The organism is Paraburkholderia sp. BGA-UO-ETr-F21, from assembly GCF_059567925.1.
In genome coordinates this window covers 991,254-1,009,158 of record NZ_JCAQOY010000037.1, presented here as the reverse complement: position 1 = coordinate 1,009,158, position 17,905 = coordinate 991,254, and the positions used below count along the sequence as shown (strand labels likewise).

Below are 17,905 nucleotides of genomic sequence, written 5' to 3'. Positions count from 1 at the left end.
GCACCAAAACAGAGAGAATAATCATGCATGACATCGACGAATTTCTGAAGAAGAACCGTGTCACCGAAATCGAAGCGATCATTCCGGATATGGCCGGGATCGCGCGCGGCAAGATCATTCCGCGCAGCAAATTCGAGTCCGGCGAGTCCATGCGCTTGCCGCAGGCGGTGATGATCCAGACCGTCACAGGGGACTATCCGGAAGACGGCACGCTCACCGGCGTCACCGATCCGGACATGGTTTGCGTGCCCGACCCCAGCACCATCCGCATGATTCCGTGGGCCGTCGATCCGACTGCCCAGGTGATTCACGATTGCGTTCACTTCGACGGCACGCCGGTCGCGATCTCGCCGCGCCGCGTACTGCGCCGCGTGCTCGAACTCTACAAAGCCAAAGGCTGGAAGCCGGTCATCGCGCCCGAGCTGGAGTTCTACCTGGTCGACATGAACAAGGATCCGGACCTGCCGCTGCAACCGCCTATCGGCCGTACCGGGCGCCCGGAAACCGGCCGTCAGGCGTATTCGATCGAAGCGGTCAACGAATTCGATCCGCTTTTCGAAGACATCTACGAGTACTGCGAGGTGCAGGAACTGGAAGTCGACACGCTGATTCACGAAGTCGGCGCCGCGCAGATGGAAATCAACTTCATGCACGGAGATCCGCTCAAGCTCGCCGACAGCGTATTCCTGTTCAAGCGCACGGTGCGTGAAGCCGCACTGCGCCACAAGATGTACGCGACGTTCATGGCCAAGCCGATGGAAGGCGAACCGGGCTCGGCAATGCACATGCATCAAAGTCTCGTCGACGAAGAGACCGGCCACAATCTCTTCACCGGCGCGGACGGCAAGCCGACCTCGCTGTTCACGAGCTATATCGCCGGTTTGCAGAAGTACACGCCCGCGTTGATGCCGATTTTCGCGCCGTATATCAACTCGTATCGTCGTCTGTCGCGCTTCATGGCCGCGCCGATCAACGTGGCATGGGGCTACGACAATCGCACAGTGGGTTTCCGGATTCCGCATTCGGGGCCGGCCGCGCGCCGCATCGAAAACCGCATTCCGGGCGTGGACTGTAACCCCTATCTCGCGATTGCAGCGACGCTCGCGGCCGGCTATCTCGGCATGACGCAGAACCTCGAAGCCACCGAGCCGCTGCTCAGCGACGGGTATGAATTGCCGTACCAGCTGCCGCGCAATCTCGAAGAGGGCCTGACTTTGATGGGCGCCTGCGAGCCGATCGCCGAAGTACTCGGCGAAAAATTCGTCAAAGCGTACCTCGCCCTGAAAGAAACCGAATACGAAGCGTTCTTCCGCGTGATCAGTTCGTGGGAACGCCGGCATTTGCTGCTGCACGTGTAAGGCAAACGCAAAAAATTGGAGGCAGTATGAGCTACAGAACAGAAGAAGTCGCTTACGTGCAACCGGCGCAGCCTGCCGCGAACGCACAAGCCGCGCAACAGCAACGCACCACCGCAGAATATCGCGCGCTCGACGCCGCGCACCACATTCACCCGTTTTCCGATATGGGTGCGCTCAATCGCACCGGCAGCCGCGTGATCGTCAAAGCGCAAGGCGTGTACTTGTGGGACTCGGACGGCAACAAGGTGATCGACGGCATGGCCGGGCTGTGGTGCGTGAACGTCGGTTATGGCCGCAAGGAACTGGCCGACGCCGCGTACAAGCAGATGCTGGAGTTGCCCTTCTACAACACCTTCTTCAAGACGACGCACCCACCGGTGATCGAACTGTCGGCCCTGCTCGCGGAGCTCGCGCCGGAACCGTTCAATCACTTCTTCTACTGCAACAGCGGTTCGGAAGGCAACGACACGGTGCTGCGTATCGTCCACCACTACTGGGCGACGCAAGGCAAGCATTCGAAGAAATTCGTGATCTCGCGCAAGAACGGTTATCACGGGTCGACGATCGCGGGCGGCACGCTCGGCGGCATGGGCTATATGCACGAACAGATGCCCTCGAAAGTCGAGAACATCGTGCATATCGACCAGCCGTACTTCTTCGGCGAAGCAGAAGGCAACCTGACGCCGGAAGAATTCGCACTGGCTCGCGCGCAGCAACTGGAAGCGAAGATTCTCGAAATCGGCGCGGACAATGTAGCCGCTTTCATTGGTGAGCCTTTCCAGGGAGCGGGCGGCGTGATCTTCCCGGCATCGACCTACTGGCCGGAAATCCAGCGCATCTGCCGCAAGTACGACATTCTGCTCGTCGCCGATGAAGTGATCGGCGGTTTCGGCCGCACCGGCGAATGGTTCGCACATCAGCACTTCGGCTTCGAGCCGGATCTGATCACGATGGCAAAGGGCTTGACGAGCGGCTACGTGCCGATGGGCGCGGTCGGCCTGCATGACCGCGTTGCGAAGGCGATCATCGAAAACGGCGACTTCAACCATGGTCTCACATACTCGGGTCATCCGGTCGCCGCCGCCGTCGCGGTCGCGAACCTCAAGCTGCTACGCGACGAGAAGATCGTCGAACGCGTCAAGACCGACACCGGTCCGTACTTTCAGCAGAAGCTGCGCGACACGTTCGCCAACCATCCGATCATCGGCGAAATCTCCGGTGCGGGTCTGGTGGCCGGCCTGCAACTCGCAGAAGCCCCGAAAGCACGCAAGCGTTTCACCAATGGCGGTGATGTCGGCACGATCTGCCGCGACTTCTGCTTTAACGGCAATCTGATCATGCGCGCAACCGGCGACCGCATGCTGCTGTCGCCACCGCTGGTCATCAACAAGCTCGAAATCGACGAAATCGTCTCGAAGGCCAAAAAAGCCATCGACGCAACGGCACAACAACTCGGCATTTCGTAACGGCAGTCCGTTCCGGCATGGGCACACCCACACATCACGCTCATGCCGGTTCTTCACATCAAGGGAAAAAACCATGAGCGTTAGTCATCTTCGTCATGCGGTCGCGGGGGCCGCGCTTCTCGCCTTCACCGGTTTTGCGGCGCTGTCGGTGACGCCGGCCCTTGCGGCCGACACGGAACTGAATGTGTATAACTGGTCGGACTACATCGCGAAGGACACGATTCCGAACTTCGAGAAGCAGGACGGCATCAAGGTCAAATACGACAACTACGATAGCGACGACACCTTGCAGGCCAAGCTGCTCGCGGGCAGTTCCGGCTACGACATCGTGGTGCCGACGTCGAACTACATGGCCAAGCAGATTCAGGCCGGCGTGTACCAGAAGCTCGACAAGTCAAAGTTGCCGAACCTCGCCAATCTTGACCCCGTGCTGATGAAGATGATTGCCGACGCGGACCCGGGCAACCAGTACGGCGTGCCTTGGGCATACGGTACGGACGGCATCGGTTACAACGTGCAGGCCGTGCAGAAAGCGCTCGGCGCCAATGCGCCGGTGGATAGCTGGGCCCTCGTGTTCGATCCGGCCAATATTTCCAAGCTGAAAGGCTGCGGTGTGTCGATTCTCGACCAGGCCGTCGATGTCTTCGCCGCCACGCTGCAATACATGCACAAGGATCCGAACAGCACGAATCCCGCCGACTATCAGGCCGCATTCGAAGTGCTGAAGAAGATTCGCCCGTATATCACCCAATTCAACTCGTCTGGCTACATCAACGACCTCGCCAATAACGACGTGTGCGTGGTGCTGGGCTGGTCTGGCGACGTCGGCATTGCCAGCCGCCGTACCGAAGAAGCCAAGCGTTCGTACCAGATCAAGTTCTCGAACGTGAAGGAAGGCGGTCTGCTGTGGTTCGACGTGATGGTGATCCCGAAAGACGCACCGCATCCTGAAGCCGCGTTGAAATGGATCAACTACATCTCGGACCCGAAGGTCAACGCCGCGATCACCAATGAAGTGTTCTATCCGACCGCGAACAAGGCCGCGCGCCAGTTCGTGACGCCGGCTGTCGCACAGGACAAGACCGTTTATCCGGGCGATGAAGTGTTGAGCAAGATGACGCTGATGAAGCCGATGCCGACCGACATTCTGCGCCTTGAAAACCGTCTTTGGGCACAGCTCAAAACCGGCCATTAATCAGGCGACGATATCAAGCATAGATCCCGCGCTCAGGGATCGCTCGAACCCTGAGCGCATGAATAGCAGTAACCGTAGTCAGCCTGCGCGATTTTAGTGTCCCACCTACGCGCAGTCCCATGTTTTCCGATCGCAGCGCACGTTGCGAGACGCTTCCCGCGCCTCGTATGGAGACACTTGCGCCCGCGATCCGCAAGGAATGGTTACATCATGAACTCGACGACCTTAAATAGCGCCGCCGGCGCCACCCAGATGGCCCGCCCCGCAGCGACGGCAAAATCGAAATCGGACGAATTCGTTCGCATCGAAAATGTCGTGAAGAAATTCGGCGACAGCACCGCTGTCGACAATGTCAACCTGAGCATCGCCAAGAACGAGTTGTTCGCGCTGCTCGGCAGCTCCGGCTGCGGCAAGTCCACGCTCCTGCGCATGCTCGCGGGGCTCGAGACGGTCACGTCCGGGCGCATTTTCGTCGACGGCGAAGATCTCGCCGCGATGCCGCCGTACAAGCGCCCGGTCAACATGATGTTCCAGTCGTACGCCCTCTTCCCGCACATGAGCGTCGAGGCGAACATCGCCTTCGGTCTGAAGCAGGAAGGCACGCCGAAAAACGAAATCAGGGAACGCGTGGCCGATGCGCTCAATCTCGTGCAGATGAGCAAGTACGCGCAACGCAAGCCGCATCAACTGTCAGGCGGCCAGCAGCAGCGTGTGGCGCTCGCCCGTTCGCTCGTGAAGCGCCCCAAGCTGCTGCTGCTCGACGAGCCGATGTCGGCGCTCGATAAAAAGATCCGTCAGAAGACCCAGCTCGAACTCGTGAACATTATCGAAAAGGTCGACGTGACCTGCGTGATGGTCACGCACGATCAGGAAGAAGCGATGACCATGGCCGGACGCCTCGCCGTGATGAGCGAAGGCCGCATCGTGCAGATCGGCTCGCCGAGCCAGGTCTACGAGTTTCCGAATAGCCGCTTCTCCGCCGAATTCATCGGCTCGACCAACCTGTTCGAAGGCACGGTGGTCGCGGATGAGCCAGACCACATCTTTGTGGAAAGCGAAGACCTCGAATCGCGCATTTATGTGAGCCACGGCATTACCGGGCCGCTCGGCATGCCAGTCGGAATCTCCGTGCGTCCGGAACGCATCAAGGTCTCGCTCGACAAACCGTCCACTCCGCACAACTGGGCGCGCGGCGTGGTCTCGGACGTCGCGTACATGGGCAGCTATTCGCTGTATCACGTGCGTCTGCCGAGCGGCAAGACCGTCGTGTCGAATCTCTCCAGCTCGCATCTGATGGCCGAAGGTGCGCCCTCCTATAACGACGACGTGTTCGTCTACTGGTCGCCGGCTAGCGGCGTGGTGCTGACGCAATGAGCAATCCCACTACCTCCCCCGCGGCGCTCGGTGCGCCGTCCGGCAGCCGTTTGCTCGGCTCGCTGAAAAAACGCCTGTCGACGCTGGTTCCGTCGGGCCGCACGACCGTGATCGGCGTGCCGTTCCTCTGGCTCACGGTGTTCTTCGCGTTGCCGTTCGTGCTGGTGCTGAAGATCAGTTTCGCCGATCTGCGTCTGGGCATTCCGCCATACACGGATCTCGTGACGGTCAAGGACGGCATGGTGCATTTCGCCATGCAGCTCAGTCACTACGCGTTCCTGCTGCAAGACGATCTGTATGTCGCGACGTATATCAGCTCGCTGAAGATGGCCGCGGTCTCGACCTTCTTCTGCCTGCTGATCGGCTATCCGATTGCGTACTACATCGCCCGCTCTGAACCCACCAAGCGCAACCTGCTGATGATGGGTGTGATGCTGCCTTTCTGGACCTCGTTCCTGATTCGCGTCTACGCATGGATCGGCATTCTGAAAGACGACGGCCTGCTCAATCACACGCTAATGGCGATCGGCATGATTCATTCGCCGTTGCGCCTCTACCACACGGATATTGGCGTTTATATCGGCATGGTCTATTCGTACCTGCCTTTCATGGTGATGCCGCTGTATGCGCACCTTGTGAAGATGGATCTGACGCTGCTCGAAGCGGCTTACGACCTCGGTTGCAAGCCATGGACGGCCTTCACGCGCATCACCTTGCCGCTGTCGAAGAACGGCATTATCGCCGGCAGTCTGCTGGTGTTCATTCCGGCGGTCGGCGAATACGTGATTCCGGAACTTCTCGGTGGCGCCGACACGCTGATGATCGGCCGCGTGATGTGGGATGAATTCTTCAACGATATGGACTGGCCGATGGCATCCGCCGTCACCGTCGCCATGGTTCTACTGCTGCTCGTGCCGATGGCCGTGTTCCAGTACTACCAGGTCAAGGAACTGGAGGGCGCGAAATGATCAAGCCTAATAAGACGCTGTCCAATAGCGTACTGACTTTCGGATTTCTGTTTCTTTACATTCCGATCATCAGCCTGGTGGTGTATTCGTTTAACGAATCGAAGCTCGTCACGGTGTGGTCCGGCTTCTCGCTCAAATGGTACGGCGCGCTGTTGCACGACGGCGAACTGCTGAATGCCGCATGGCTTTCGCTGAAGATCGGTCTGTTGACCGCGTGCGCCTCCGTTGTGATCGGCACATGGGCCGGTTTCGTGCTCGCGCGCTTCGGACGCTTTCGCGGCTTCACGCTGTTCGCCGGCATGATCAACGCGCCGCTCGTGATTCCGGAAGTGATTCAGGGTATCTCGCTGCTGTTGCTGTTCGTCGCGCTCGAACAGATGCTCGGTTGGCCGAAGGGCCGCGGACTCTTCACGATCTGGATCGGCCACGTCATGCTGTGCGTGTCGTATGTGGCGATCATCGTGCAATCGCGTGTGAAAGAGCTCAACAAGTCGCTCGAAGAAGCCGCGCTCGACCTCGGCGCCACGCCTTTCAAGGTGTTCTTCCTGATTACCCTGCCGCTCATCTCGCAGGCGCTGATGTCGGGCTGGCTGCTGTCGTTCACGCTTTCTTTCGACGACCTCGTGCTCTCCGCGTTCCTGTCTGGTCCCGGCTCGACCACGCTGCCGCTCGTCGTGTTCTCGCGTGTGCGTCTCGGCCTGAATCCGGAAATGAATGCGCTCGCCACGATCTTTATCACCACCGTGACAATCGGCGTGATTGCCGTGAACCGCTGGATGCAGTTGCGCGAGCGCAAACGCAACCGCGACATGCAAATGGCTTTCGCCCTCGCCGAAGCCGCCGATCCCTTGCCCTCCGCTCCACAACAAGCCGCCGTACGGAAGTCGCTCGATACGGCACGTGCATAAGCAGTGATTTTGCAGTACGACCAATAAGGAGAATTTGAATGAGAAAGAAACTCATCTGTCTGTTGGTGGCGGGGAGTCTGCCTGGCATTGCCATGGCGGATGCCACCAGCGACCAGATCAAGGCGCTTCAGGCTCAACTGAATGCACTGCAAAAGGAGGTCAAACAGTTGCGCGCTGAAGTCGCCACCAAACCGAAGGCAGCCACGGCGGCGACCGCGGCCCCTGCCCCGGCGGTGGTGGCCGCGCCGGTGGATATCTCGTCGCCGGATTACGGCAAGGCTCAGGCGACGCTCACCAACGACGACGTGACGGCGATGAAGCAGCAGATCGCCAACCAGCAGTTGAAGGTCGATTCGCTCGAAGATGCCGCGCAGACCGGGCCGATCGCCGGTCTGTCGGTGACGGGCTATATCGACCCGACCTACATTTATAACCGTGCGCAGAGCAGTTCGTCGTTCCTGTTCGCCAACCACGAAAGCAGCTACAACTACTTCAACAGCACGTTCGGCGATCTGTACCTCGACATCAAGAAGACCTTCGGTGTCGGCCCGATGGCGCCGTCGGCGGAAATCACGCTGATGCCGAATCGCGGCAACGGCATTACGCTGCTGCAGAATTCGCACGGCGATATCGGCAACAACATCCTGAACACGGCGGTGGTCAACGTGCCGCTGACGGCGAGCACGACACTCGTGGCCGGTTTGATTCCGAGCTTCGGCGGCTATGAAGTGCAGCAGTCGAATCAGATGCTCACGCTCACGCACAACCTGCTGTACGACTTCTCGGATCCGGGCAGCTACGTCGGGATCGGGGCGAACTACACGGCCGGCAACTGGGCATGGAAGTTCTTCCTCGGCAACGAGCAGTACCGCACGTATGGCGCGACGACGCAGATCGGCACCAACGCGCTGGGCGATCCGATCACGACCAGCAACAAGATCCCGACTTTCACCGCGCGTACCGACTACACGTGGTCGAGCGCGCTGGATATCGGCGGGTCGTTCAATATCGGGCGTCAGACCTTGCCTAGCTCGATCGACGATACCGGCGCGGTCCACTACGGCGTAGGCGGCCAGGCGCCGAGTTCGGGCGGCACGTTCTTCTTCACCGAAGCCGACCTGACCTACACGCTCGCCGACGTGCAGTACAACGCGGAGATCGACTACGGTCAGCAGCAAAACGCCGCGTACAACGGCGGCCAGGCACAATGGTATGGCCTCTCGCTGCTCGCGCACCGCAAGTTCAATCTGCCGGTGGTGGGCCGCATGGGCGCGACCGTGCGCTATGACCTGCTGGTCGACAGCAAGAACGGCGGCGGCGGCGGTGGCATCGCGTTGAACGGCAACGGCATGGACACGGCGAACGGCTTTGGTATCGGCGCGGACTGTCTTGCCAATTCGCAGGCGAACGGCGGCCTTGGCTTCGAATGCAAGGGCGCGACCCGCCAGGACGTTTCGCTCGACCTGCTGTTCTATCCGACCCAGCAGATCACGGTCAAGGTGGAATACCGCCACGACTGGGCCAACAAACAGGTGTTCCTGAAGAACGACGGTTCGTATGGCAAGTCCAACGACCTGCTCGCGACACAGTTCATCTACTCGTTCTAATCCGCCCTGCCGGCGCGTGGCCTTGCTGCAGGAAAGGCCACGCGCACAGGCACTTTGCGCATGCTCTGCCTATGCTCCGATTCTCGAACCAGCCTCACGTCGCCTCGTATTACGCTGCCACTGCCAACGACACCACCCGCCATCCCGCACTCGAAGAAACGATCAACGTCGATGTTTGCGTGATCGGCGCCGGCCTCACCGGCATCTCCACCGCGTTGAATCTCGCCGAGCGCGGCCATTCGGTCGCGGTGCTCGAAGCATCGAAAGTCGGATGGGCGGCGAGCGGCCGCAATGGTGGCCAGTTGATCGGCGGCTTTGCGTGCGATATCGATACGTTCGCGAAGTACATGCCCGCGGACGACGTGAAGCGCGTTTGGGACATGGGGATCGAAACCCTCGACATCGTCAGGGAACGGGTCGCGAAGCATCGGATCGATTGCGATCTGACCATTGGTTATCTGACCGCCGCCAATAAACCGCGCGACACCGATGCGTTGCAGAAATGGCGCGACGAAGCGCAGCGGCGCTTCGGCTACGAACGCTTCAGTTATGTCGACGCCGACGGCGTGGGCAACTATGTTCAGTCGCAACGCTACCTCGGCGGCCTCTTCGACGCGGATAGCGGCCACCTGCATCCTTTGAATTACACGTTGGGTCTGGCGCGCGCGGCACGCGAGGCCGGCGTGCAGATTTATGAAGACAGTTGCGTTACGGCCTTGCGTGAAGAAAACGGCCGACATGTCGCGCAAACCGAGCGCGGCGAAGTGCGCGCGCGCTTCGTCGTGCTTGCCTGCAATACCTATCTCGGCAAGCTCGCGCCGGAGGTGGCCAACAAGATCATGCCGGTCGGCACTTACGTGATCGCCACCGAACCGCTCGACCCCGATCGCGCCGAAGCGCTGATGCCCGCCAAAGCCGCCGTGTGCGACAGCCGCTTCGTACTCGACTACTTCCGGCCCGCGCCCGATAACCGCTTGCTGTGGGGCGGCAAGGTGAGCTATTCGACGTTCGCGCCGCGTAACCTCGGCGAAGCGATGCGCCGCGATATGCTCAAAACCTTCCCGCAACTCGACGATGTCAAAATCGACTATGCGTGGGGTGGTTTCGTCGACATCACCATGAATCGCGCGCCACATTTCGGCCGGCTTTCGCCCACCCTCTATTTCGCGCAGGGCTTCTCGGGGCACGGCGTGAATACTACCGGCCTCGCGGGTAAGCTGATCGCCGAAGCGATCGACGGTCAGGCGTCGCGCTTCGATCTGTTCGGCAAGATTCGTCACCGCGACTTTCCTGGCGGCGCTACACTGCGCACCCCTGCCCTCGTACTCGCCATGGCCTGGTATCGAATGAAGGACCTGCTTTGATGAATGCCCCGACGCCCGGCTTCAACACACTCGACCTGCGCGCCGACGCGTTGATCGCCAACTCCTATTACGAAGCGAGCGCCACCCGCCCGCTGACCGACGACCCCACGCTCGACGGCACGCTCGAAGCCGACGTGTGCGTGATCGGCGCGGGCTTCTCCGGTTTATCGGTAGCGCTGGAGTGTCGCGCGCGCGGCCTGTCGGTGGTCGTGCTCGATGCGCACCGTCCCGGCTGGGGCGCGTCGGGGCGCAACGGCGGGCAGACGCTGGTGGGTTTCGCGAAAGACGAGATCATGGAGCGCCAACTCGGTCTGGAAGGCGCGCGCGCCGCGTGGGCGATGTCGGTGGAAGGCGTGGCGCTCGTGCGAGAGCGCATCGAGCGCTACGGCATCGACTGCGATTTCACGTCCGGCTATCTGACTGTCGCAACCAAACCGAAACGCGTGCCCGATCTGCGTTCGTGGATGGAGTCGGCTTCGCAACGCTGGGGTTATACGAAACTCTCGTGGCTCGATACCGACGAAGTCCGTTCGCGGGTCGCGTCGCGACGCTATCTGGCCGGTGTGTACGATCCGTTCTCCGGTCATCTGCATCCGCTCAAGTACTGTCTCGGTCTCGCCGATGCGGCGCGCCGCGAAGGCGCGCAATTGTTCGCGCATTCGCCGGTCATCGAGGTCGTGCGCGGTGCGCGGCCGGTCGTGCGCACCGCTCGCGGCGAAGTGCGCTGCCGCTTCGTCGCGGCATGTGGCAACGCCACGCTCGGCAACGTGCTGCCTGCGCCGATCGCCGCGCGCATCGCACCGATCGCGTCGTATATCGTCGCCACCGAATCGCTCGGCAAGGAGCGCGCGGATGCATTGATCAAAGGACGCGAGGCGATTTGCGACAACAACTTCTTTCTCGACTATTTCCGCTTGTCGGCGGACCATCGCGTGCTGTTCGGCGGACGGGCGAGTTCGACCGGAGCGTCGCCCGTGCAACTCGGTGAAGAGATTCGCCAACGCATGATCGCCGTGTTCCCGCAACTCGCCGATGTGAAAATCGACTATGCGTGGGGCGGTTTTGTCGATGTGACGCGAAATCGCGCGCCCGATTTCGGCTCGATCGATCCGAATTACTTTTACGTGCAGGGGTTTTCCGGGCACGGCGTCGCGTTGACCGGCATTGCCGGGCGCGTGGTGGCCCAGGCAATGGCGGGTGAGACCGCTGCCTTCGATCTGTTCGCGCAGTTGCGCCATGCGCGCTTTCCAGGCGGCCCGGCGTTGCGCGGGCCGGCGCTCGAACTCGGGATGATGTATCACCGGATTCTCGAGTTGTTCTAGTCGTCGTCACTTCTTGAAACGGCACAGCGCAAGCGCCGCTGTGCCGTCTTAGCTGTCTCTGCGGTATTCGCGCTTTCGGCACCCATGGCGCGCCACGTTCGCGGCGCGTGACGCCAGATCCGCCTCTCTCGTTCCCTCTGCCCGAACACCCACCCTCCCCAGGCGTTTACCCTAATCACGCAATTCGTCGACTATTTATCGATAAATTATCGTGTTAGATTTCTTCGCCCACGAGGCATAGCAACCCGGCGCAACCTGTCAGCGCTTGCGTGCAACCGCCCTCGCCAGCACCAGGCAACGCCTCCAGCAGCACACAACAACGACACACCAGCGAAGCAGCAAGGAGAACAGCATGTGGGTTTTAATCGGCGTGCCGATCGTCGTACTCGGCTTCGCATTGCGCTTCAATGCGCTATTGGTCGTGACGATCGCGGGAATCGCCACGGGCGTCGCCGGCGGCTTGCAGCCGGTCGAGATCGTCAGCGCATTCGGTAAGGCATTCGCGGATAACCGCTATATGGGCCTGATCTGGCTGACGCTACCGGTCATCGCACTGTTGGAGCGCAACGGCCTGAAAGAGCAGGCCAAACACCTGATTTCACGTCTGCACGCCGCCACCACCGGCCGCGTGCTGATGCTGTACTTCGTGATCCGCCAGATCACCGCCGCACTCGGTCTGACGTCCCTGGGTGGGCACGCGCAGATGGTGCGTCCGCTCATCGCGCCGATGGCCGAGGCCGCCGCCGCGAACCGCTACGGCGACTTACCCGATGCGGTACGCCAGCAGATCCGCGCGAATGCATCGGCGGTGGACAACATCGCCGTGTTTTTCGGCGAAGACATTTTCATTGCGATCCAGTCCATCCTGCTGATCAAGGGCTTCCTCGAACAGAACGGCATCTCGGTGGAACCGCTGCAAGTGTCAGTTTGGGCGATTCCAACGGCCGTCGCGGCACTCGTGATCCATGTCGTGCGCCTGATCCTGCTGGACCGTAATCTCTCGCATAAGATGACCGCGTACGGCCGAGGTATCGCGCGATGATGATCAAACTCGAATCGCTCTACGTGCTGGCCGGTTTGATGTTCGCCGCGTTCGCCCTCTTCAATCTGCAAGACCGTTCGAATCCACGCCGCATTGCCAATTTTCTGTTCTGGGGAATCTACGCGCTCACGTTCATGTTCGGCGGAGAACTGCCGCACTTCGTAACAGGCTGCCTCGCCATCGCACTCGCCGTGATCGCCGGCTCCGGCAAGCTCGGCAAAGGCAAGACGGACAACAGTACCGAAGCCGCCGCCGCGCGCCGCGAAGCGAATGCGCAACGCTTCGGCAACAAGCTGTTCATTCCGGCGCTGCTGATTCCGTTCATCACGTTGCTTGGCACCTTGACGCTGAAACACGCGCCGTTCGTCGAAGCGAAGAACGTCACGTTAATTTCGCTCGTATTGGGCACGCTGGTTGCGTTCGGCGCGGCGCTCTTCATGTTGCGCGACTCGCCGGTGCACGCTTTGAAAGACGCGCGGCACACCATGGATACCGTCGGCTGGGCCGCCATTCTGCCGCAGATGCTGGCGGCCCTCGGCGCGCTGTTCGCCGTCGCGGGCGTGGGCCACGTGGTGTCGGATCTGGTAAAAACGTGGATTCCGCTCGACTCCGCCTTCGCGGTGGTGGCGGCTTACACGTTCGGCATGGCGATCTTCACGATGATCATGGGCAACGCATTCGCCGCGTTTCCCGTCATGACGGCAGGTATCGGCTTGCCACTGATCGTGCATCAATTCCACGGCAACCCCGCCATTCTGGGTGCGATCGGCATGCTGTGCGGCTTTTGCGGCACTTTGATGACCCCAATGGCGGCCAACTTCAATATCGTGCCAGCAGCGCTGCTGGAGCTGAAAGATCAGAACGGCGTGATCAAGGCGCAGTGGCCGACCGCTTTGCTATTGTTGATCGCCAACACCATACTGTTATATCTGTTCGTATTCCGCTTTTGAGGAGGCGCCAATGACTACCCAACTCACTCGCGAATTCGCATCGAAATTCGCCAATCTCGCACTCGCCCACCTCACGCGCGAATACCCGAACAAGCTGACGCACTCCCTCGCCGGACCGCAGGACGTGCAAGGTCCGCGCGCGCTGCATCCGATTTTTTACGGCAGCTACGACTGGCATTCGTGCGTGCACGGCTACTGGTTGATTCTGCATCTGCTCGAACGCTTTCCCGATCTGCCGGAAGCGGCGCGCATCGTCGCCGTGGTCGACGAACATTTCACCGCGGAGAACGTGGCCGGTGAAATGGCCTATCTCGATCTGCCGCACAACCGTGGTTTCGAGCGGCCTTATGGTTGGGCATGGTTGCTCGCGCTCAGCGCGCAGCTCGAATCGCTGAAGCTCTCGGAGGCCGCGCGCTGGTCGAAAACTTTTGCGCCGCTTACCAGGGTGTTTGTCGAACGCTTCGAGGAGTTTTTGCCGAAAGCGACCTACCCGCTGCGCGTGGGCACGCACTTCAACATGGCCTTCGCATTGGCGTTGACATTGGATTTCGCGCGGCAAACGTCGCGTGAATCGCTGGAAGCACTGGTCGTGAATACCGCGGAACGCTGGTTTGTCGACGACGTGGCATGTCAGGCATGGGAGCCCGCTGGCGACGAATTCCTCTCGCCTTCGCTCATGGAAGCGGAGCTCATGCGCCGCGTGTTGCCGCCCGCGCAATTCGTCGACTGGTTCGGCCGCTTTCTGCCGAACCTCGGCGTGAAAAAGCCCGCCACACTGTTCGAGCCCGTCACCGTGACGGATCGCAGCGACGGCAAGATCGCTCACCTCGACGGACTGAATCTGAGCCGCGCATGGTGCCAACGCTCGCTGGCGCGCGCACTGCCCACAGGCGATATTCGCCGTACGGTCCTGTTCGATGCTGCCGAGCGCCACCTGCAAAGCGCATTACCGCACGTGGCCGGCGACTATATGGGCGAGCATTGGCTCGGCACGTTCGCGACGCTCGCGTTGGAGGCTTGATTTAAGGCCTGATTCAAGGCGTTAAATCCAATTGCCACTAGCGGCCTCGTCCGCTGAAAAAACGAAAGCGGCGCTGCATGCGCGAAACGGTTTCTCTCATCAACCGTTTCGCACTGCGAGCGCCGCTTTTTCATGATCGAGTACACGCGAGCCGCTTCTTGCGGCTCAGCCGGCGAACACGCCGGCTTTCTGCATTACTGGCCCGTCAGCTTTTTCGGCTTCGGCGGCGCTTGAACCTTGTTGTACTGGAACGCGGGAGTTGCCTTCAACGCGTCTTTGGTGGCACCGGCCAGATAGAAATTGCCCTGACGGATATCGAGCGCCGCGATGGGCACCGCAACGTCGTGCGACGCCACGCCGAGGAACCCGCCGGCGGAGACGATCGCAGCGGACAGCGAGCCATCTGGCGCCACCACCAGATCACGAACCGTACCGATCTTCTCGTTCTGGTCGTTGTACACCGTTTTTCCGAGAATGCTCTTCTTCACACTCCAGCCGCTCAGCAGCGCATTCGACTGCTCGACGGTGATGCTCAGCGGCTGCGTGCCGGCGACTTGCGCGTGCGCACTCAGACTGGTTGCAGCTACTGCGACCACAACAACAAGTTTACCCAAAGTCATATCGTTCACTCCGTATTTAAAGACTTGACTGGCACATGCGCTGTGCCAGAAGGAATCGCTGCAGCACGATCATACAGATTGCGCCGCGCGGCTGCATCCAGCGTGGCGGAAGGCCACACACGGCCAACATCAGGCGGTAGGTCGAGCCTATTCGGCAACGCTCGGGAATGACGCAACGGCTCGAAGCGCATGGCGGTAAAATCGTGCAAGGCGATCACGCCTGCTTTAGAGGTGGAAGTTTGACTGAGCTTGAACAGGGTTTCATTTTGACCCGACATTGGCGGGATACGCCCGCCGGCACGGAAGTCGAATTCTGGCTGGCAACGGACAGCGGGCCCCGTCACATCCGTTTGCGTCCTCAACCTTCGGTCGCGTTCATTCCCGTAGAGCACCGCGAGCGAGCGGAAACGATCCTGCGCCGCGAGGCGCCACTCGATCTGCGTCCGCTCGATCTCCGCGACTTTCAGCACCGGCCGGTCATGGGACTTTACTGTCCGCAGTACCGGCAACTGACGGGTTTCGAGAAACGCCTGAAGCAAGGCGGCGTCGACGTCTACGAAGCCGACATATTCCCGCCGGAGCGCTACATGATGGAGCGCTTCATCACCGCGCCGGTGTGGTTCGGCGGCGAGGCGCGGAGCAGCGACCATCACGGCCCGCTTCTGAACAGCGAACTCAAGCCGGCCACCGGTTATCGCCCGCCCCTGAAACTGGTTTCGCTCGACATCGAAACCAGCGCCCACGCCGAGTTGTATTCGATCGCGCTGGAAGGTTGCGGACAGCGCCAGGTGTATATGCTGGGGCCGTCCAATGGCGACGCGAGCACGCTCGACTTCGACCTCGAATACTGCGAAACCCGTGCACAGTTGCTGGAAAAACTGAATGCATGGCTGGATCGGCATGATCCCGATGCGATTATCGGATGGAATCTGGTGCAGTTCGATCTGCGTGTGCTGCAGCAGCACGCCGAACAATATCGCATACCGCTGCGGCTCGGCCGCGGTGGTGCGGTCATGGAATGGCGCGAGCACGGACTCAAACAGAACCACTTCTTCGCCGGCGCCGCGGGGCGGCTGATTATCGACGGCATCGAGGCTCTGCGCTCCGCGACATGGAGTTTCCCTTCGTTCAGCCTCGAACATGTCGCGCGTTCCGTGCTCGGCGAAGGCAAGTCGATCGACAATCCGTATCAGCGCATGGATGAAATCCAGCGCCGCTTCGACGAGGACAAGCCCGCGCTCGCGCAGTACAACCTCAAGGACTGCGAGCTCGTCACGCGCATCTTCGCGAAGACCGACTTGCTGCCGTTCCTGCTGGAGCGCGCGAGCGTCACCGGTCTGCCGGCGGATCGCAGCGGCGGATCGGTGGCGGCGTTCACACATCTGTACATGCCGCGCATGCATCGGCAAGGCTATGTCGCGCCCAATCTCGGCGACGTGGCTGGAGCCGCGAGCCCCGGTGGCTTCGTGATGGATTCGCGCCCCGGGCTTTACGACTCCGTGCTGGTGCTGGACTATAAGAGCCTGTATCCGTCGATTATCCGCACGTTTCTGATCGACCCGGTTGGTCTGGTGGAAGGCATGCTGAATCCCGCCGACGATCAATCCGTGCCCGGTTTTCTCGGCGCGCGCTTTTCACGCACGCGCCATTGCTTGCCGTCGATCGTTGGGCAGGTCTGGCAAGGCCGGGAAACCGCCAAACGCGAGAACAACAAGCCGCTTTCGCAGGCATTGAAGATCATCATGAACGCCTTTTACGGCGTATTGGGATCGACCGGCTGCCGCTTCTTCGATCCGCGTCTCGCCTCGTCGATCACCATGCGCGGCCACGAAATCATGCATGCCACGCGCGAACTGATTCAAGGCGAAGGCTACGAGGTCATTTATGGCGACACGGATTCGACCTTCGTCTGGCTCAAGCACGCACATAGCGAGGAAGACGCGAGCCGCATCGGCCGCGCGCTAGTCGAGCATATCAATGCATGGTGGCGGCAGAATCTGCAGCAGCGCTTCGGACTCGACAGTGCGCTCGAATTGCAATTCGAGCGGCATTACCGGCGCTTCTTCATGCCGACCATTCGCGGTGCCGAGGAAGGCAGCAAGAAGCGCTACGCAGGCCTCACGGTTTTGCCGGACGGCAGCGAGGACATCGTCTACAAAGGCCTGGAAACGGTCCGCACGGACTGGACGCCTCTCGCACAACAGTTTCAGCAGGAACTCTACCGCCGCATCTTCACACAGCAGCCGTATCAGGATTACGTGCGCGACTATGTGCGCGACACGCTCGAAGGCAAGCTCGACGATCAGCTCGTGTATCGCAAGCGCGTGCGCCGGCCGCTCGGCGAGTATGAGCGCAATGTGCCGCCGCATGTGCGCGCAGCGCGGGTGGCGGACGAGTTCAATCGGCGGCAAGGGCGTCCGCTGCAATACCAGAACGGCGGCTGGATCAGCTATGTGATGACGGTGGCCGGCCCCGAGCCGCTGGAAACGCTGCGCTCGGCCATCGATTACGAACACTATCTGACGCGGCAATTGCAGCCTGTCGCCGACGCGATCCTGCCGCTGCTGCGTGATGATTTCACCACCTTGATGTCAGGGCAAAGGGCGTTGTTCTGAGGCAGTGCCAGCATCGGGCGAATCGGCGCAATGCAAAAGGTCACGCAAGCCGCCGTCGAACGCGTGGCGCCGGAAGCCTTTCGCGCGTTCGGGGC

General features: G+C 60.8%; 14 protein-coding genes. 13 read left to right on the top strand and 1 reads right to left on the bottom strand.

Annotated elements, in window-relative coordinates:
* Nucleotides 1-23: 23 nt before the first annotated feature.
* The 12 genes from AC57B1_RS28175 to AC57B1_RS28120 all read left to right on the top strand — a co-directional run bounded on the left by AC57B1_RS28175 (nt 24) and on the right by AC57B1_RS28120 (nt 14,575).
* The gene (locus tag AC57B1_RS28175) at nt 24-1,358 is read left to right on the top strand and encodes a glutamine synthetase family protein (RefSeq protein ID WP_091807551.1); all 1,335 of its coding nucleotides are present in this window, start codon (nt 24-26) and stop codon (nt 1,356-1,358) included.
* A gap of 26 nt (nt 1,359-1,384) precedes the next feature.
* Nucleotides 1,385-2,824 (top strand): aspartate aminotransferase family protein, encoded by a 1,440-nt coding sequence (locus AC57B1_RS28170; RefSeq protein WP_496419305.1) that lies wholly within the window; start codon nt 1,385-1,387, stop codon nt 2,822-2,824.
* 73 nt (nt 2,825-2,897) lie between these two features.
* Nucleotides 2,898-4,019 (top strand): polyamine ABC transporter substrate-binding protein, encoded by a 1,122-nt coding sequence (locus AC57B1_RS28165; protein ID WP_091807545.1) that lies wholly within the window; start codon nt 2,898-2,900, stop codon nt 4,017-4,019.
* Between the two features lie 210 nt (nt 4,020-4,229).
* The gene (locus AC57B1_RS28160; RefSeq protein ID WP_091807543.1) at nt 4,230-5,393 is read left to right on the top strand and encodes an ABC transporter ATP-binding protein; all 1,164 of its coding nucleotides are present in this window, start codon (nt 4,230-4,232) and stop codon (nt 5,391-5,393) included.
* A complete protein-coding gene (locus AC57B1_RS28155; RefSeq protein WP_408182607.1) occupies nt 5,390-6,361 on the top strand; it encodes an ABC transporter permease subunit in 972 nt (323 codons plus the stop codon). Before AC57B1_RS28160 ends, AC57B1_RS28155 begins: the two co-directional genes overlap by 4 nt.
* Nucleotides 6,358-7,269 (top strand): ABC transporter permease subunit, encoded by a 912-nt coding sequence (locus tag AC57B1_RS28150; protein ID WP_095421202.1) that lies wholly within the window; start codon nt 6,358-6,360, stop codon nt 7,267-7,269. The genes AC57B1_RS28155 and AC57B1_RS28150 overlap by 4 nt, the downstream gene beginning before the upstream one ends.
* Nucleotides 7,270-7,307: 38 nt before the next feature.
* Entirely contained in the window at nt 7,308-8,876 is a 1,569-nt protein-coding gene (locus tag AC57B1_RS28145; protein ID WP_408478929.1) for a DUF3138 family protein, read from the top strand.
* A gap of 71 nt (nt 8,877-8,947) precedes the next feature.
* The gene (locus AC57B1_RS28140; RefSeq protein WP_496419304.1) at nt 8,948-10,240 is read left to right on the top strand and encodes an NAD(P)/FAD-dependent oxidoreductase; all 1,293 of its coding nucleotides are present in this window, start codon (nt 8,948-8,950) and stop codon (nt 10,238-10,240) included.
* The gene (locus AC57B1_RS28135) at nt 10,240-11,562 is read left to right on the top strand and encodes an NAD(P)/FAD-dependent oxidoreductase (RefSeq protein ID WP_408467971.1); all 1,323 of its coding nucleotides are present in this window, start codon (nt 10,240-10,242) and stop codon (nt 11,560-11,562) included. The genes AC57B1_RS28140 and AC57B1_RS28135 overlap by 1 nt, the downstream gene beginning before the upstream one ends.
* Before the next feature lie 352 nt (nt 11,563-11,914).
* Nucleotides 11,915-12,604, top strand: coding sequence for a DUF969 domain-containing protein (locus tag AC57B1_RS28130; RefSeq protein ID WP_091807531.1), 690 nt, complete (start codon nt 11,915-11,917; stop codon nt 12,602-12,604).
* Nucleotides 12,604-13,554 carry a DUF979 domain-containing protein gene (locus AC57B1_RS28125; protein WP_496419339.1) on the top strand — a complete coding sequence of 317 codons (951 nt, stop codon included), beginning with the start codon at nt 12,604-12,606 and terminating at the stop codon, nt 13,552-13,554. Before AC57B1_RS28130 ends, AC57B1_RS28125 begins: the two co-directional genes overlap by 1 nt.
* A gap of 10 nt (nt 13,555-13,564) precedes the next feature.
* Nucleotides 13,565-14,575: a DUF2891 domain-containing protein gene (locus AC57B1_RS28120; RefSeq protein ID WP_496419303.1), complete on the top strand. Its 1,011-nt coding sequence runs from the start codon at nt 13,565-13,567 to the stop codon at nt 14,573-14,575.
* Between the two features lie 194 nt (nt 14,576-14,769).
* On the opposite strand, the gene AC57B1_RS28115 is transcribed toward AC57B1_RS28120, so the two are convergent.
* Nucleotides 14,770-15,195, bottom strand: coding sequence for a PRC-barrel domain-containing protein (locus tag AC57B1_RS28115; protein WP_091807525.1), 426 nt, complete (start codon nt 15,193-15,195; stop codon nt 14,770-14,772).
* 239 nt (nt 15,196-15,434) lie between these two features.
* Here AC57B1_RS28115 and AC57B1_RS28110 point away from each other — a divergent pair, with 239 nt between their 5' ends.
* A complete protein-coding gene (locus tag AC57B1_RS28110) occupies nt 15,435-17,810 on the top strand; it encodes a DNA polymerase II (RefSeq protein ID WP_496419302.1) in 2,376 nt (791 codons plus the stop codon).
* The last annotated feature ends 95 nt before the right edge of the window (nt 17,811-17,905 follow it).

Excerpts from the sequence above, each read along its gene's own strand:
- AC57B1_RS28145 (WP_408478929.1), top strand. The coding sequence starts at position 7,308 with ATGAGAAAGAAACTCATCTGTCTGTTGGTGGCGGGGAGTCTGCCTGGC.
- AC57B1_RS28175 (WP_091807551.1), top strand. The coding sequence starts at position 24 with ATGCATGACATCGACGAATTTCTGAAGAAGAACCGTGTCACCGAAATC.
- AC57B1_RS28120 (WP_496419303.1), top strand. The coding sequence starts at position 13,565 with ATGACTACCCAACTCACTCGCGAATTCGCATCGAAATTCGCCAATCTC.
- AC57B1_RS28135 (WP_408467971.1), top strand. The coding sequence starts at position 10,240 with ATGAATGCCCCGACGCCCGGCTTCAACACACTCGACCTGCGCGCCGAC.
- AC57B1_RS28115 (WP_091807525.1), bottom strand. The coding sequence starts at position 15,195 with ATGACTTTGGGTAAACTTGTTGTTGTGGTCGCAGTAGCTGCAACCAGT.
- AC57B1_RS28170 (WP_496419305.1), top strand. The coding sequence starts at position 1,385 with ATGAGCTACAGAACAGAAGAAGTCGCTTACGTGCAACCGGCGCAGCCT.
- AC57B1_RS28160 (WP_091807543.1), top strand. The coding sequence starts at position 4,230 with ATGAACTCGACGACCTTAAATAGCGCCGCCGGCGCCACCCAGATGGCC.
- AC57B1_RS28130 (WP_091807531.1), top strand. The coding sequence starts at position 11,915 with ATGTGGGTTTTAATCGGCGTGCCGATCGTCGTACTCGGCTTCGCATTG.
- AC57B1_RS28140 (WP_496419304.1), top strand. The coding sequence starts at position 8,948 with ATGCTCCGATTCTCGAACCAGCCTCACGTCGCCTCGTATTACGCTGCC.
- AC57B1_RS28125 (WP_496419339.1), top strand. The coding sequence starts at position 12,604 with ATGATCAAACTCGAATCGCTCTACGTGCTGGCCGGTTTGATGTTCGCC.
- AC57B1_RS28150 (WP_095421202.1), top strand. The coding sequence starts at position 6,358 with ATGATCAAGCCTAATAAGACGCTGTCCAATAGCGTACTGACTTTCGGA.
- AC57B1_RS28155 (WP_408182607.1), top strand. The coding sequence starts at position 5,390 with ATGAGCAATCCCACTACCTCCCCCGCGGCGCTCGGTGCGCCGTCCGGC.
- AC57B1_RS28165 (WP_091807545.1), top strand. The coding sequence starts at position 2,898 with ATGAGCGTTAGTCATCTTCGTCATGCGGTCGCGGGGGCCGCGCTTCTC.